A 15345-nucleotide genomic window follows, 5' to 3' on the forward strand; every position below is an offset into this window, starting at 1 on the left:
TAGAACTGGCTAGTTATGTCCCAGCCTCTTTTTTATTCACTGTTACGTCAATCTTTTTTGACCTGTTTGAGCGGTTTTCGGTATAATAGACGATGGGAAAAGGGGGCAATCATATGCATATCATCCAGGCTGTTATCGGTGCCATTTTATATTTGGTCATCTTCTTCAGCATCGGCTTCATTTTGAATATGTTACTGAAAAAGACGTGGACGCTCGTCTTCATCTATCCGATTTTCGTCATCTTGATGATTGATAACGTCAAGCTCTCTAGCTATGTCACGGAAACGTCGACCGCGCTCGCAAGCGTCTATGAACGATTGCTCGGGCTGCAGTTTCTTGACATCTTTATGCTCGGTTTCGGGTTGCTCGGTGCGATTTTAGCCGGGGTGACGATTCGATTCTTGCGCAAGAGCGGTTACTCGATGTTTTAAAGACGACAGAAATGTTCGTCTTTTTTGTTTTCCGCCTACTTTTTTAGGGGATGAACCGATATACTAAGTACGAAACGATTTTAGTGAGTAAGGGATGCGATACGAATGACATTACCGATGTATACGATCAAAAAAGTGTTGAATAATAGCGTTGTCATTTGTCAACATGATACGGATCCGGAAGTCATTCTACTCGGGAAGGGGATTGGCTTTGGCAAGAAGGCGGGCGATCTCGTCGACCCGGCCAGTGTCCCGGAGAAAGTGTATCAATTGACCGATAAAGAGGAACAATCGCAATATCGTGAGCTCGTCAAGCATGTCGATGAAGACTTTATCGCCTTCATGCAAGAGATCGTCGGCTTCATCGAGACGAGTACGGGCAAAAAAGTCGATCAACATATCCATATCGGTTTGACCGACCATTTGTTCTTCACAATGAAACGAATCGAGCAAGGGATGGAAGTGACGAACCCGTTCCTCCTCGAGACCGAATCGCTCTATCCGAACGAGTATTCACTCGCCGAACGCATCGTCGACATGATTCATGAGCGGCTCGATGTGTTGTTGCCCAATGCTGAGATTGGCTTTATTGCGCTCCATATCCACTCGGCGACGACATTCAAAAACGTCTTGGAAGTGAACCGGCACAACCAAGTCATCGGCCAAATCGTCCAGACGATTGAGAGTCGGTTGAACGTCAAAATGGACCGGACTTCACTCGATTATAAGCGCTTACTTCGGCACTTACGGTACGCCGTTGAGCGGGTTGCGACGGGTGAGCTCGTCGAGGCCCCACAAAAAATAGAAAAGGTGTTGCGTGAAGAATATCCGCTATGCTATAGTACTGCTTGGGAGCTGATGGGCATCATGGAACGCGAGTTAAAGCGTCCTGTCCCGCGAGGTGAAGCGACATATTTGACGATGCATCTCCAGCGACTTACAAGTAGATAACTGATACCACGTATCTTACGTGTTACTGATTCGATCAGGCATGAGTAAGGAGTGGAACGGCTTACGATTTCTCCAATGGGAGAGGTCTACGTTCTGTCCCTTATTCATGCCTGTTTCTGTTTTTATAAACGTTTATTATGAAAACGTTTAGATACGTCGGTTGTCTGACATCTACGTCGTCCATTCGTATGACAAAACAAGAAGGAGGATTTATCATGTTTAAGCAGATTTTTGGTGTTCTTCAAAAAGTCGGTAAAGCACTTATGCTTCCTGTTGCAATCTTACCGGCAGCCGGTCTTCTCCTTGCGTTCGGTACAGCAATGCAGAATCCGGCCCTCACATCACGTGCAGGTTGGTTAACGAACGCAAGCATTGTGAAATTCGCTCAGCTCATGGAGCAAGCGGGTGGCATCATCTTCGCGAACTTGGCACTCTTGTTCGCTGTCGGTGTCGCCATCGGGTTAGCAGGGGACGGCGTTGCCGGACTCGCAGCCATCGTCGGATTCCTCATCATGAACAGAGTTATGGGTGTATGGCTTGAGCTCACGCCTGAAATCATCGCACAAGGTGATCCGGCATACGCGACCGTACTCGGGATTCCGACACTCCAAACGGGGGTATTCGGTGGGATTATTATGGGTCTAATCGCCGCATGGGCATACAATAAGTACTTCAATATCCAACTTCCTCAATTCCTTGGTTTCTTTGCTGGTAAGCGTTTCGTCCCAATCGTCACGGCTGTTTTGGCTGTCGTCGCTGGTTTCGCGATGCTTATCGTCTGGCCACCAATCCAAGGCGGATTGAATGTTTTCTCTAACTTCATGTTAGGGGAAAACCTTACGTTCGCGGCGTTCGTCTTTGGTTTAATTGAGCGTTCATTGATTCCGTTCGGTCTTCACCACATCTTCTACTCACCGTTCTGGTTCGAGTTCGGTCAATATACAGATGCGGCAGGTAACATTGTCCGTGGTGACCAAGCAATCTTCTTCGCACAAATCCGTGATGGCGCTGAGTTGACAGCTGGTACGTTCATGACTGGTAAATACCCGTTCATGATGTTCGGTCTTCCGGCTGCAGCACTCGCGATGTACCATGAAGCACGTCCAGAACGTAAAGCAGTCGTCGGTGGTCTCTTGGCTTCGGCAGCACTCACATCGTTCTTGACTGGTATCACAGAGCCGATCGAGTTCTCATTCTTGTTCGTTGCTCCACTTTTGTTCGCTGTACACGCCGTCTTCGCTGGCCTTTCATTCATGGTCATGCACATCTTAGACGTCAAAATCGGGATGACGTTCTCGGGCGGTTTGATTGACTACCTTCTCTTCGGTGTACTTCCTAACCGTACAGACTGGTGGCTCGTCATTCCAGTCGGTCTCGTATTTGCCGTCATTTACTACTTCGGATTCCGTTTCGTCATCCGTAAGTTCAACCTTAAAACACCGGGCCGTGAAGATGAAGTCGTTGAGCAATCAACTGCTACAGGTTCGGAACTTGCACAAGATATCCTCGTTGGGTTCGGTGGTTCACAAAACATTAAACACTTAGACGCTTGTATCACACGTCTTCGCGTCGAAGTGAAAGATAAGAACCAAGTGAACAAAGAAGAGTTGAAACGTCTTGGGGCAGCTGGTGTCCTTGAAGTCGGAAACAACATTCAAGCCATCTTCGGACCACGCTCGGATGCATTGAAATCAGAAATGCAAGCCGTTATCGCGTCAGGTAACGAAAAGAAAGCCAACTAATTCTAGTGGAAAGCCAATCCTTCAGGGGTTGGCTTTTTTTGTGTCCGGAAACGGTTTCAGGCATATGTCAGATGGGGAAAAGTAAGTATTCTGACAAAAGGAGGGAACCAAGATGTGGAAGAAAGTGTTTGGTGTCTTGCAACGGATCGGGAAGGCACTCATGCTTCCGGTTGCGATCTTACCAGCAGCCGGTCTTTTACTCGCGTTCGGTACCGCATTCCAAAACCCTGATCTTGTCGCGCTCTTACCTTTCTTGGCAAACGATTCACTCGTCCTCGTCTGGCAGGTCATGACCGATGCCGGGGATATCGTGTTTGCCAATCTCGGCTTGCTATTCGCCGTCGGTGTCGCCATCGGGCTAGCCAACGGGGACGGGGTTGCCGGGTTAGCAGCTATCGTCGGGTATTTGATTATGAACAAAGTTATTAGCACGTGGAACGGGATCACTGCAGAAATCGTCCAAGGGGACCCACAGTATGCGACCGTGCTCGGGATTCCGACGCTCCAGATGGGGGTGTTCGGGGGGATTATCGCCGGTCTCGTCGCCGCATTTGCCTACAACAAATACTTTAACATCAAGTTGCCAGAGTTCTTAGGGTTCTTTGCCGGGAAACGTTTCGTTCCGATTGCGACAGCCGCATTCAGTTTAATTATCGGGATTGCGCTCGCCTACATCTGGCCGCCAATCGGGGTCGCAATCAATACGTTCTCACGTACGATCATCGAAGCGAACGTGGCCGTCTCGGCCTTTGTTTTCGGATTGGTCGAACGGTCCTTGATTCCGTTTGGGCTTCACCACATCTGGTACTCTCCGTTTTGGTTCCAGTTCGGTGAATACACGAACCAAGCCGGGGACCTCGTCCAAGGGGACCAGCGGATCTTCTTCGCACAGCTTCGTGATGGCGTTGAATTTACGGCCGGGACGTATATGACTGGGAAATTCCCGTTCATGATGTTCGGGTTGCCGGCTGCTTGTCTTGCGATGTATCACACCGTGCCAAAAGAACGCCGTAAGAACGTCGAAGGGCTCTACTTCTCGGCAGCGCTCACGTCGTTCCTTACAGGGATCACTGAGCCGGTCGAGTTCTCGTTCGTCTTCGTCGCACCGCTCTTGTTTGCGATTCACGCCGTCTTCGCCGGTCTCTCCTTCATGACGATGCACTTACTGAACGTCAAAATCGGGATGACCTTCTCGGGCGGATTGATTGACTATCTATTGTTCGGGGTGTTGCCGAACCGGACCGCATGGTGGCTCGTCATCCCAATCGGTCTCGTATTCGCCGTCATTTATTACTTCGGATTCCGTTTCGCGATTCAAAAATTCGACTTGAAGATTCCGGGTCGTGAAGCCGCGGTCGAAGGGAAAGAAGGACGTGCCGTCGTCGGGGACGACTTGCCGTACGAAGTGCTCGTCGGACTAGGTGGGCCAGAGAACATCAAGCACCTTGACGCTTGTATCACGCGCCTACGTGTCACGGTCAACGACGTCAAGCAAGTCGATAAAGATTTGCTGAAAGACCTCGGCGCAGCGGGCGTGCTCGAAGTCGGGGATAATATCCAAGCGATCTTCGGACCGAAGTCGGACACGCTCAAGTCACAGATTGCTGCCATCATTGAAGGTGGGGAATATCGCGGGAAAGAAAAACCGGTCGTCACGTCAGGCACATCGAACCCAAAAGAAGAAGGATTCTTAGCGCCGATGTCGGGAACGATTTTGTCGCTTGATGATGTCCCGGATCAAGTCTTCTCTGGGCGGATGATGGGCGATGGATTTGCGATTGAACCGAGTGATGGAAAAGTCGTTGCACCATTCACCGGCACCATCACTACCTTCTTCCCGACGAAACATGCCATCGGACTACTTTCAGACGATGGACGCGAGATTTTGATTCACGTCGGTCTCGATACGGTCAATTTGAAAGGGGAAGGTTTCACCTCGAAAGTGAAAGAAGGCGACCGGGTCGAGGCGGGAGACGTGTTGCTTGACGTCGACCTCAACCTCATTCGCGACCGGGTGCCATCGCTCATCACGCCGATTATTTGGACGAACGGGGATGGCAAACGCGTCATCGTACCGTTCGGGGAAACCGTCGTCGCCGGTGAGGCGCTCGATTTCAGAACGGATGACAAAGGAGCAGAATAAATAACAAAAGATGGCTCTCGCACACTCGCGAGAGCCATCTGTTTGATTACGCTTTAATGTCGAACTTTTCGCTTAAGAAGTTCACGACTTCTTCTGCTGTGTCCATGTTGAGTACTTCGTTGACGATCGCTTCTGTTTCTGACTTCGTCAAACGCTTCACGAGGCTACGTGCACGCAAGACGCTCGAAGCCGACATCGAGAACTCGTCAAGTCCAAGTCCGAGAAGGATTGGAATCGCGAGCTCTTCCCCTGCCATCTCGCCACACATGCCGACCCATTTGCCTGCTTTGTGTGCTTCTGTGATGACGTTGTGGAGAAGGTTCAAGATGGCCGGGTTGAACGGCTGATACAAGTACGAGACCTTCTCGTTCATGCGGTCCGCTGCCATCGTGTATTGAATCAAGTCGTTCGTACCGACCGAGAAGAAGTCGACTTCTTTCGCGAACTGCTTCGCCATGACGGCAGTTGACGGAATCTCGACCATCATCCCTGTCTCATAGTTACCGACAGCGATGCCTTCTGCTTTCAATTTCGCTTCTTCTTCGAGAAGGAGGGCTTTCGCCGCACGGAACTCTTCGAGTGTCGCGATCATCGGGAACATGATGGCGAGGTCGCCGTGAGCCGACGCCCGGAGAAGGGCGCGGAGCTGAGTGCGGAACAAGTCCGTCTCTTCGAGGCAAAGGCGAATCGCGCGATAGCCGAGGAACGGGTTCATTTCTTTCGGCAAGTCGAGGTAAGACAATTCTTTGTCGCCGCCGATATCGAGTGTACGGATGACAACTTGTTTGCCTTCCATACCTTCGAGCACTGATTTGTAGGCGTTGTACTGTTCTTCTTCTGTCGGGAACGTCTCAGAGTCCATATAAAGGAACTCGGTACGGTAGAGGCCGATTGCGTCTGCTCCGTTTTTGAGTACGCCTTCAAGGTCGTTCGGTGTCCCAATGTTGGCCGCAAGTTTCACTTTATGACCGTCCGCCGTGACCGACTCTTCGTTGACGAGTTGCTTCAATTCTTCTTTGTATGCTTCGAACGACTCACGTTTTGCAACGTATTCGTTGAGGAGCTCTTCTGAAGGATTGACGAACACGTCGCCTTCTGTTCCATCGATGACGACGACATCGCCATTTTTGATTTCTTCAAGTGCCACTTTCGTTCCGACGACAGCCGGGATTTCGAGTGAGCGTGACATGATTGCCGAGTGAGATGTACGTCCGCCAATGTTCGTTGCGAACCCTTTGACGTACTTACGGTTAAGTTGTGCTGTGTCAGATGGCGTCAAGTCTTCTGCGATGATGATGACTTCTTCAGAGATTGAAGCCGGTGTCATGAATGTCACGCCGAGGATGTGGGCCATGACGCGTTTTGTGACGTCACGTACGTCTGCTGCCCGCTCACGCATGTACTCGTTGTCCATTGATTCAAAGATCATGATCATCGTCTGCGCGACTTCGTCGAGCGCTTTCGCAGCGTTCATGTGTTCGCTTTCAATTTTCTCGTTCACTTGGGAAACGATTTCCGGATCTTCCACGATGAGCAAGTGTGCCGAGAAAATCTCTGCCTTGTCTTCGCCGAGCTCACGGAGTGTGATTTCGCGAATTTCTTCAAGTTCGACTTTCGATTGCGCGATTGCCGCATCGAAGCGAGCCTTTTCAGCTGCTACATCCTCGATTTTGTTCGTTGGGATGTCGAATGAAGGTGTTTCCATGACGAATGCTTTTGCGACTGCGATTCCTGCAGATGCGCCAATACCTTTAATGTGTGACATAAGCGTAGTCCCTCTCTTCAAAGAAATAGTGTGCTTCCGACGTTACCTCGTTAGTTCTTACCCGAAATGAAAAAGGAATTAACGAAAATGCGGAAGATTAGAGTAGCAACGGTCTGCGACTAGGGGAAGCCTCGACCGAACAAAATGGCCTCACCTCGACTGTGAGGGATGCCGGATTGCGTACTTACCTATCCTATCATAAAATAAATCGTCGTCACAACGAGGAGATAGCGCTTGAATTCGAAGATTTCTTGACTCTTGCGCATACCGTTTCATTATTTCAGAGAAGTTCGTTATGCTAACTATATATAAAGAAGGGAAGTGGCACATATGTATCAAGTGAAAGAGCTAGATTGGAACGGGTCGTACGAGACGATCGTGGTCGGAATCGGGGCGGCCGATACGATTGAGGAAGGACTCGACACGCTTTATAACGGGCGCGTCAAGTCGCTCATCCAAACCGCTGACATCTCGACGAAGACAGGGGAAGTCTCAATCGTCCCGACGTTCGAAGGTTCAGTGAAGCGCGTCGTCTTCGTCGGCCTCGGACAACGAAACGACATCACGACGGAACAGATGCGCAAATGGTTCGGCAAAGTCGCCAAGGAAGTCAAGACACGAGGATTCGCGGACGTCGCCATCGCCCTCGAGACGTTCGGTGCTTCCGGTGAGCTTTTCGCTGAGGCGTATGAGTTGGCCACGTATGAGCATCCTACATACAAATCGGACCCGAAATCGGCCGTGGCTGACGTGACGATCACCCTTTGTGGTGACGTCGACGAGGCCGCGGTCCAAAGAGGCGCGGCAAGAGGCCGTGGTGTGAACATCGCCCGTTCGTTGACGATGATGCCGGCGAACATTTTGACGGCCGAAGCACTCGCTGACTATGCGGTCGAATTGGCGGAGCGGAACGGATTCAAGCATCGTATCCTCGACAAGGAAGAGATGGAGGGGCTCGGGATGGGGGCGCTCCTCGCCGTCAACCAAGGGTCGACGTTGCCGCCGAAGCTGATCGTTCTCGAATATAACGGCGCAGGGGAAGACGCGCCGATTGCGATCGTCGGGAAAGGCGTCACGTTTGATACGGGCGGTTACTCGATTAAACCAAAAGACGGAATCGTCGGCATGAAAGGCGACATGGGCGGTGCGGCGACGGTGCTCGGCTTGTTCGAGACGCTTGCGACGACGAAACCTGCCGTCAACGTGCTCGGTGTCATCCCGGCGACAGACAACATGATTTCAGGTGATGCGTTCAAGCCGGATGATGTCATCACGGCGATGAACGGGAAGACGATTGAAGTGTTGAACACGGACGCGGAAGGACGCCTCGTCCTCGCGGATGCGGTGACGTTCGCGAAGACGTATGAGCCACAAGCAATCATTGACGTGGCGACGCTCACGGGCGGTGTCCTCGTCGCACTTGGTACGGAAGTGACGGGCTGTTTGACGAATGATGATTCGCTCTATGGTGCGCTCGAGACGGCGAGCCGGGAAACGAACGAGCTCGTCTGGCAGATGCCGTACTTTGACGTGTTCATCAACCAAGTGCGGAAGTCGGAAGTGGCCGACTTGAACAACTCGCCAGGCCGTTACGGGCATATGATTTTCGGTGGCGCGTTCGTTGGTGAGTTCGTCGGCGACACGCCGTGGCTTCACCTCGATATCGCCGGCACGAGCGATCGTGCTACGGCGAACGAACTCGGTCCAAAAGGACCGACGGGCGTCATGGTCCGCACACTTTCTACTTTACTCGACGGGTGGAATCGGTGAAACTAGGATTGGGATTGGTTGGCCTTGCCGCTCTGACCGGATTCGGTTACACGGCTTGGCCATCCCAATGGTTGTTAGGGATCACCGTGTTTTGTGCGGTGTTCGGGATATTGGTTTTCATGCAGGAGGTACGCCGTGGTAGGAGTAGGAATTGATGGGGCACGCGGGAGCTGGGTACGTATCACGTACGATAGCATCTCGCTTTGTCTGACCATCTCAGAGCAGTTAGAAGATTTGTTGATCGATGGGGCCGTCCATTTCGTCGACATGCCGAAAACGTTAGGTACGGTCGCACAACCGGATCGAGCGTGCGATGCGTATATGCGATCAGAGTTGACGAAGCGGAAGTCGTCCATCTTCACCCCGCCGATTCAAGAGGTGTTAGGAGAAGCGACGTACGACGCGGCGAACACGATGAGCCGCGAGCTCGTCGGAAAAGGAATCAGCAAGCAGGCGTGGAACCTCACGCCGCGCATCCGTGAGTTCCAAAAGCTCGACCGTGACGACGTGTACGAGTCGCATCCGGAAGTATGCTTTGCCGTGATGACCGGGCAAGAGGCGCAGTTTAGTAAGAAGACGGCGGAAGGCGAAGCGGAGCGGATTGAAATGCTTCGCCGTTACTCGAACAGTTCCCCGTGGAAGTGGAAGATGTCGAACGTGCAGGTCGACGACATTATCGACGCCTGTATCCTCGCCGTCGCTGCTTACGAGGCCGGTACGACAGGTATTACGACGGTGCCAGACCAAACTGAAGGCGCGCCTTACGTGGCGGTCCCGACAAAGAAAGAGCGATGATGCGTCATCGCTCTTTTGGTATGGGCGCGGGGCCGATGATGAAGCGCCAAATGTAGTGAAACACTTGGGCGTTGTACAACGCCTTGAGCAAGACGGCGAACACGGGTCCCAAGATGAAGCCGAGGACGCCGAACAGTTTCAACCCGACGAAAATCGAGACGAGCGCCGCGAGCGGATTCAATCCGATATGCGAACCGACGATTTTCGGTTCGGCCAAGTTGCGCTGCACGATGACGATCAAATAGAGAACGAGCACGCCGATGGCGACGAACCAGTCACCCGTGATGGCGGCATAGGCCGCCCACGGAATCAAGAGCGTGCCGACCCCGAGATACGGCAACAGGTCGAAGAAGGCGGCGAGGAGCGCGAACGAGAGTGGGTTGTCGACACGAAGGATGAACATGCCGATGAGGACGATGACGAACGTGATGGAAATGAGCGTCACTTGGGCCCGGGCGTAGCCGAACAAGGCGGAGCGCAAGTTGAACATGACGGCCTCGAACTCTTTGAACCCTTTGCGTTCATTCAACCGTTCGATTTGGCGCATGTAAGACGGCCAATCTTTCGTGATGAAAAACCAGGCGAGCACGATGACGATGAAAAGCAACAAGACGAGCGGTAAAGCGCTCAGTAATCCTTGGAGCATACTTGCGATACCGCGAGACAAGACCCCGATTGCCGCACCGAGCTGGACGCCGAGTTCCGTGATTCCACCTTCGATTGAAGTCGTCTGGCTCGGGTTGAGCTGTTCGAGGCTGTCGTATGCGTCATTGACGAGCGGGGCGATGCGTTCGTTGAACACACGCTGAGCAAAGGTCGTGAACGTCTCGATTTGACCAGGAAGTTTTTCCGCAGCGATCGTGGCGTAGCGAATCAATTGCGAAATGACGATCATGATCATCCCGGTCACAATTCCGATGACGATGAATAGCGAAGCGAGTGTCCCGAGGGCGCGCGGTAGATTCACCTTTCGTTCGAACCAATTGACGAGCGGCACGGTCAACAAGGACAACAAGAAGGCAAGAACGAAAGGATAGGTGTACTGAAATAGGATGCCGAGTACCCAAATGACGGCGAAGGTACCAAGTATGACGAGAATAAGCCGAACAAGTTGCCAAAGTTTTGCGGATGACATGAGGCGTTACCCCTTTCCGTACAATTCGATTGAGCATAGTATACCATGGGGCCGGTTAATAGAGCAGAAGGATAGGTGAAGGAAATGAGAGAAATTCAACAACAAGTCGATCAGATGATCATTCATTTAGGTGGCTATTGGCGACCGCTGTCGGGCCTGGCTCGATTATTAGAAGAGGTGGGGGAAGTCGGTGCGGCTCTTTATGAAGACGATCGTACGGCGCTCGTCGAAGAGCTTTTAGACGTATTCGTCATCTCGACGTGTTTGGCCAACCAGTATGCGATCGCACTCGAGGCGCCAACGAGTCACGATTGTGACGTTCCGGTCCATGTGACGTATTACGCACTCGTTCGCGAATCTGGGGAAGTCGCCCGCATCTTAAACGCCTACGAGGGCGACAAGAAGTTGAAAGCGACGGCGACACCGGGGGCGCTCCAAATGCATCTTCAAGGCGTACAACAGGCGGTCTTCTCGATTGCGGGAACAATCGGACTCGACGTAAATGCTTCCATCGGGGCGCTCGTCGAAGCAAAATCGTCCCGGGACTTTGGTCGATTCGATCACACCCCGGATCCGATTACGGAAAATTCTGTCCGTACGTACCCGCGACGAGTCGAAGGGCGATATTGGGGTGGAATTGAGGCTAAAGAAAACGAAACGTTCGACCGATATATTGAACGAGAATATAATTTACGTCGCTTTTTAAAGATTGCTTCTGTCGAGGGACTCGACGGGTTCGTCCTTTGTCCGCCAATATCAGGGTGGAACTTGTCGACGATTAAACAGGAGCTTTCGAATGTAAAGGTGACGGAAGAAAAATATGGAAATGGGAATTACATCATCATTCGACAAAGTAACTAAAAACTATTCCCCTTTTTATCAAAAATATTCATCTTTTTTTCAAATACTTACTTTTTTTTTAAAAGCATTATGCTAATATGAACTTGTTGTTAGTAGTAAGTAGCGCGAGAGGAAAGGAATATTTTGAATGAAAATGAAGCTATTAAAGGTTGCCCTCATTCTTTCGCTTCTCTTGTTCGGCGCCCAACTGCCAACGGTTGAGGCCTCGACTTTAGATGGCGAGACGACTGTCAACTTGAACGTCCGCTCGACAGCGAGCACAACGGGAACGCTCATTACGACGTTGCCGAAAGGTACGAAAGTGAAATATGGTACTCATAACCAATCATGGCATAAAGTGTATCTAAACAATCGTACATACTATGCCTCGGCGCAGTACATCAAACCGTTAGCGCCGGCTCCAATCACGACACAAGCGGCATCATCGACAGGTGTGACGACGGAGAACTTGAACATCCGTGTCACGTCCCACCGCGATGCGCAAATCGTGACGACGCTCAGAAAAGGGACGGAAGTCCAGTATGCCGCCCATAACACGTCTTGGGTGAAGGTCTTCTTAAATGGCAAGACGTATTACGCGGCGAAAGCGTATATCGCCCCGAAAGTCGTCACCGCGACGCCACAAAAACAGACGGGCTACACGAACCGGACGATCGAGTTGTTCAACCGAACGTTGCAGACGTCTCCGGTCGTCAAAACGATTCCGGCTAACCGTACCGTCACGTTCAGCATCCACAACTCGAGCTGGTCGGTCATCTACGAAGGGACGAGCACGTTCTATACACCGACCCGCGGCATCACGGCCGGAACACTTCAACCTTCGGTGACGAAAGAGAACGGGTATGCGAACCGTGAGATGAAGTTGTTCGAGACGCGCAATCAAGCTTCAAAAGTCATGAAGGTGCTTCCAATCAACTCACCGGTCGTATCGAGTAAATACAACTCGAGCTGGTCGGTCGTCTATGACGGGAACGCCACGTACTACACACCGACGGCATGGATCACACCTGGTCCGGCACCGGTTCAACCACCGACGACGACGACGCCTGAACCGGCAAAAGTGCAAGGTTATGCAAACCGCAATGCCAACTTGTTCGGTCAGACGCATCAGAGCTCACCGGTACAACTCGTCTTGCCGCACTATACGGCTGTGACGTATAGTGCCCACAACTCGAGCTGGTCGGTCGTCTATATCGGGACGAAGACATACTTCACGCCGACGTCTTGGTTGACTGCCGGTAAAGCCCCGGCCGCACCAGCTCCGGCACCGCAAGGAAAAGTGTATACGAACACGCCAGGTGACGCGTTGAACGTACGTTCAGCTGCCACAGTAAACTCGACGGTTCTCGGGAAGTTAGCACATGGAACAGAAGTTGAACATTACGGTTTGACGAGCGGATTCTATAAGATTAAATACAACGGCCGTGACGGGTTCATCTCGGCAGGATTCACGATGGCGACGAAGCCATCTGTCTCAAAAGGACCAGTTATCGTGATTGATCCGGGGCACGGTGGGAAAGACTCAGGTGCGTTGAACGGATCGCTTTACGAAAAGACAGTCGTTCTCGATGTGTCAAAACGTATCGAATCGTACCTCAGTTCAAAATATAACTACCAAGTACGTTTAACCCGTTCGACTGATATTTATTACACGCCACAACAACGTCCGACAATCGCACGAGATCTTCGCGGTGAATTATTCGTTAGCATTCATGCGAATGCATCAACAGATAAGACAGCGAATGGAATTGAAACGTTTTACTCAGGTTCGACATCTCAAAGTGCTCGTAGCCGTGTATTGGCAACGAACATTCAAAACAATCTTGTTTCGAGTATGTCAGGAACCGGCATGCGGAACCGTGGTGTGAAGACGGCTAACTTTGCTGTTATTAACCATAGCTTGATGCCATCAGCACTCGTTGAGCTCGGATTCATCACGTCACCGACGGATGTCGTCCACCTTCGCAGTGAAGCGTCACGCCAACGGATGGCGCAAGGGATTGCGGAAGGCATTGCCCAATACGTAAGAACTTATTATTGATCCGTTTCTGCTCGCGCAGGACAGCGAACCCTCGACGAATCAGTCGAGGGTTTTTCGGTACACCAAAACGAGGCTGGGACATAACTAGCCAGTTCTAAAGTATTTCAATCAAAAGGAGAAGAGGCCACCTGGCGCGAACGAGTCGCGCCAGGTGGCCTCTTTCTTATAAATCTACTGAGTTATGTCCCAGCCTCGTTTGTTAGAGGTCGTCGAAGCCGTTGGCGTCGGTGACTTTCGCGTAAGAGCGTGATTTTTGCTCGAAGAAATCGGATTTTGTCGCGTTGAGCGAGTCGTCCGAATAGGCGCGAATCCAAGGCATGACGTCTTCGTTGAACCCTTCATACAAGTCGTTCAATCCGATTACCCGGAGTCGCTTGTTGGCGAGGTACTTCACGTAGTCGCGCATCTCGCTCACGTCGAGTCCGTCGAGGTCGCGGAGCACGTACTCACACCATTCGATCTCTAAGTCGACGGCTTGCTTCATCGTGTCGTAGACGAATTCGCTGAAGCCACCGTCCGCGTCAATCTGTGGATTTTCTGTCAACACGGCACGGAGCAACTGGCTGACGAAGTAAGAATGTTGCATCTCGTCACGCTGGATGTAGCTGATCATCGTCGACGTGCCGACCATCTTCTGATGGCGGGCCAAATTGTAGAAATAGGCGAAGCCTGAGTAGAAGTTGATTCCTTCGAGAATGATTGAAGCGACGAGCGATTTTGCGAACGTCTCGGCCGTCTGTTCTTCCCGGAAGTCTTCGTATAAGTCCAAGATGAATTGATTACGTTTCATGACCATCTCGTCGTCTTTGGCGATATCGAAGATTCGATTTTGTTCGCTGAGCGGAACGAGGCTTGAGAGGACGTAGCTGTACGATTGGTTGTGGACGACTTCTTGTTGCGCGATGACGGCGAGCACGGCGTGCACCGACGAGTCTGACGAGAACATCGAAGACTCAAGGATGTAGCGCGTCTGCACCGAATCGAGAATCGATAGCAAGCCGATGATGCGTTTGAATGCATCCTGCTCGCGTTCGCTCAACTGCGGCCATTGTTGCATGTCTTTTGACATCGAAATCTCATCTGGAATCCAGAAGTTTGAGAGCAGTTGCTTATAAATTGTATAAAATTGCGGATAGGCGATGTCATTCCAGTTGACGATAGAACTTGTCTCGCCCCCGATAATCGCTGTCGCCCGGTTAGGATGTTTGGGCGACAGTAGTTTGATCTTTTGAATGGTCATTGGCATATACTCCTTCTTCGGCGTTTCGTGCCAACCGTTCGGCCCAGTGTCGGACGTTGTACGGTTGGTTGCGCGGTGATTGTTCAATTTTAAGCAGTTCACCGGCGAGGGGAATCCCGTATTTAGACAGGTGGTACGCCATCTCGTCGACGGCCCGGCAGAAGTGGACGAACATTTTGTCCCCGGTACCGAAGACGGCCGCTTGGCGAATCGGCACGTTAAGTTCTTTTAAGATGAGACGGAACGTGTCTTTCATCTCATCTGGCAACACGCCGTCGGCCCACGTGTACGAACCGAAATAGACGAGGTCGTACGATGCGAGGGCAGCCGCCTCGCGATGCCCGATTCGGTCCGACTCGAACAGGGCGACATGGTCGCCTCGTTCGATGTGGGCCGTCTCAACGAGTGACGCGACTTCTTCCGTATTTCCGCTCATTGAACTGTAGACGATTGCGATGTTCATGGTCGGTC

General features: G+C 51.6%; 12 protein-coding genes. 8 read left to right on the forward strand and 4 right to left on the reverse strand.

Annotated features, from left to right (window positions below):
* The first annotated feature begins 113 nt into the window (after positions 1–113).
* The 4 genes from RT52_RS01505 to ptsG (RT52_RS01520) all read left to right on the forward strand — a co-directional run bounded on the left by RT52_RS01505 (position 114) and on the right by ptsG (RT52_RS01520) (position 5267).
* A complete protein-coding gene (locus RT52_RS01505) occupies positions 114–431 on the forward strand; it encodes a YuiB family protein (protein WP_034805322.1) in 318 nt (105 codons plus the stop codon).
* A gap of 105 nt (positions 432–536) precedes the next feature.
* Positions 537–1382, forward strand: coding sequence for a glucose PTS transporter transcription antiterminator GlcT (gene glcT / locus RT52_RS01510; protein WP_034814650.1), 846 nt, complete (start codon positions 537–539; stop codon positions 1380–1382).
* 215 nt (positions 1383–1597) lie between these two features.
* Entirely contained in the window at positions 1598–3124 is a 1527-nt protein-coding gene (gene ptsG, locus RT52_RS01515; RefSeq protein ID WP_034814652.1) for a glucose-specific PTS transporter subunit IIBC, read from the forward strand.
* 112 nt (positions 3125–3236) lie between these two features.
* Positions 3237–5267, forward strand: a complete 2031-nt coding sequence (gene ptsG / locus RT52_RS01520) for a glucose-specific PTS transporter subunit IIBC (RefSeq protein ID WP_034814654.1) — start codon at positions 3237–3239, stop codon at positions 5265–5267.
* Positions 5268–5313: 46 nt separating this feature from the next.
* On the opposite strand, the gene ptsP is transcribed toward ptsG (RT52_RS01520), so the two are convergent.
* Positions 5314–7032 (reverse strand): phosphoenolpyruvate--protein phosphotransferase, encoded by a 1719-nt coding sequence (ptsP, locus tag RT52_RS01525; protein ID WP_034814656.1) that lies wholly within the window; start codon positions 7030–7032, stop codon positions 5314–5316.
* A 330-nt stretch (positions 7033–7362) separates the two neighbouring features.
* Between ptsP and RT52_RS01530 the strand changes: the two genes are divergently transcribed.
* A complete protein-coding gene (locus RT52_RS01530; protein ID WP_034814658.1) occupies positions 7363–8802 on the forward strand; it encodes a leucyl aminopeptidase in 1440 nt (479 codons plus the stop codon).
* Positions 8803–8937: 135 nt separating this feature from the next.
* Positions 8938–9597: a DUF429 domain-containing protein gene (locus RT52_RS01535; RefSeq protein WP_034809149.1), complete on the forward strand. Its 660-nt coding sequence runs from the start codon at positions 8938–8940 to the stop codon at positions 9595–9597.
* A 4-nt stretch (positions 9598–9601) separates the two neighbouring features.
* Here the strand turns inward: RT52_RS01535 and ytvI are convergent, their stop codons facing one another.
* The gene (gene ytvI, locus RT52_RS01540) at positions 9602–10732 is read right to left on the reverse strand and encodes a sporulation integral membrane protein YtvI (RefSeq protein WP_034814659.1); all 1131 of its coding nucleotides are present in this window, start codon (positions 10730–10732) and stop codon (positions 9602–9604) included.
* Positions 10733–10816: 84 nt separating this feature from the next.
* Between ytvI and RT52_RS01545 the strand changes: the two genes are divergently transcribed.
* Together RT52_RS01545 and RT52_RS01550 are read left to right on the forward strand one after the other, a co-directional pair.
* The gene (locus RT52_RS01545; RefSeq protein WP_034809153.1) at positions 10817–11593 is read left to right on the forward strand and encodes a MazG nucleotide pyrophosphohydrolase domain-containing protein; all 777 of its coding nucleotides are present in this window, start codon (positions 10817–10819) and stop codon (positions 11591–11593) included.
* Between the two features lie 127 nt (positions 11594–11720).
* Positions 11721–13634, forward strand: a complete 1914-nt coding sequence (locus RT52_RS01550) for an N-acetylmuramoyl-L-alanine amidase family protein (protein ID WP_034814662.1) — start codon at positions 11721–11723, stop codon at positions 13632–13634.
* A gap of 199 nt (positions 13635–13833) precedes the next feature.
* Here the strand turns inward: RT52_RS01550 and RT52_RS01555 are convergent, their stop codons facing one another.
* A complete protein-coding gene (locus tag RT52_RS01555; protein WP_034814664.1) occupies positions 13834–14874 on the reverse strand; it encodes a ribonucleotide-diphosphate reductase subunit beta in 1041 nt (346 codons plus the stop codon).
* The gene (locus RT52_RS01560; protein ID WP_034814666.1) at positions 14831–15337 is read right to left on the reverse strand and encodes a flavodoxin domain-containing protein; all 507 of its coding nucleotides are present in this window, start codon (positions 15335–15337) and stop codon (positions 14831–14833) included. The genes RT52_RS01555 and RT52_RS01560 overlap by 44 nt, the downstream gene beginning before the upstream one ends.
* Between the last annotated feature and the right edge of the window lie 8 nt (positions 15338–15345).

Source organism: Exiguobacterium alkaliphilum 12/1 (assembly GCF_000714435.1).
GTDB lineage: Bacteria > Bacillota > Bacilli > Exiguobacteriales > Exiguobacteriaceae > Exiguobacterium > Exiguobacterium alkaliphilum.

Excerpts from the sequence above, each read along its gene's own strand:
- RT52_RS01505 (WP_034805322.1), top strand. The coding sequence starts at position 114 with ATGCATATCATCCAGGCTGTTATCGGTGCCATTTTATATTTGGTCATC.
- glcT (WP_034814650.1), top strand. The coding sequence starts at position 537 with ATGACATTACCGATGTATACGATCAAAAAAGTGTTGAATAATAGCGTT.
- ptsG (WP_034814652.1), top strand. The coding sequence starts at position 1,598 with ATGTTTAAGCAGATTTTTGGTGTTCTTCAAAAAGTCGGTAAAGCACTT.
- ptsG (WP_034814654.1), top strand. The coding sequence starts at position 3,237 with ATGTGGAAGAAAGTGTTTGGTGTCTTGCAACGGATCGGGAAGGCACTC.
- ptsP (WP_034814656.1), bottom strand. The coding sequence starts at position 7,032 with ATGTCACACATTAAAGGTATTGGCGCATCTGCAGGAATCGCAGTCGCA.
- RT52_RS01530 (WP_034814658.1), top strand. The coding sequence starts at position 7,363 with ATGTATCAAGTGAAAGAGCTAGATTGGAACGGGTCGTACGAGACGATC.
- ytvI (WP_034814659.1), bottom strand. The coding sequence starts at position 10,732 with ATGTCATCCGCAAAACTTTGGCAACTTGTTCGGCTTATTCTCGTCATA.
- RT52_RS01545 (WP_034809153.1), top strand. The coding sequence starts at position 10,817 with ATGAGAGAAATTCAACAACAAGTCGATCAGATGATCATTCATTTAGGT.
- RT52_RS01550 (WP_034814662.1), top strand. The coding sequence starts at position 11,721 with ATGAAAATGAAGCTATTAAAGGTTGCCCTCATTCTTTCGCTTCTCTTG.
- RT52_RS01555 (WP_034814664.1), bottom strand. The coding sequence starts at position 14,874 with ATGACCATTCAAAAGATCAAACTACTGTCGCCCAAACATCCTAACCGG.
- RT52_RS01560 (WP_034814666.1), bottom strand. The coding sequence starts at position 15,337 with ATGAACATCGCAATCGTCTACAGTTCAATGAGCGGAAATACGGAAGAA.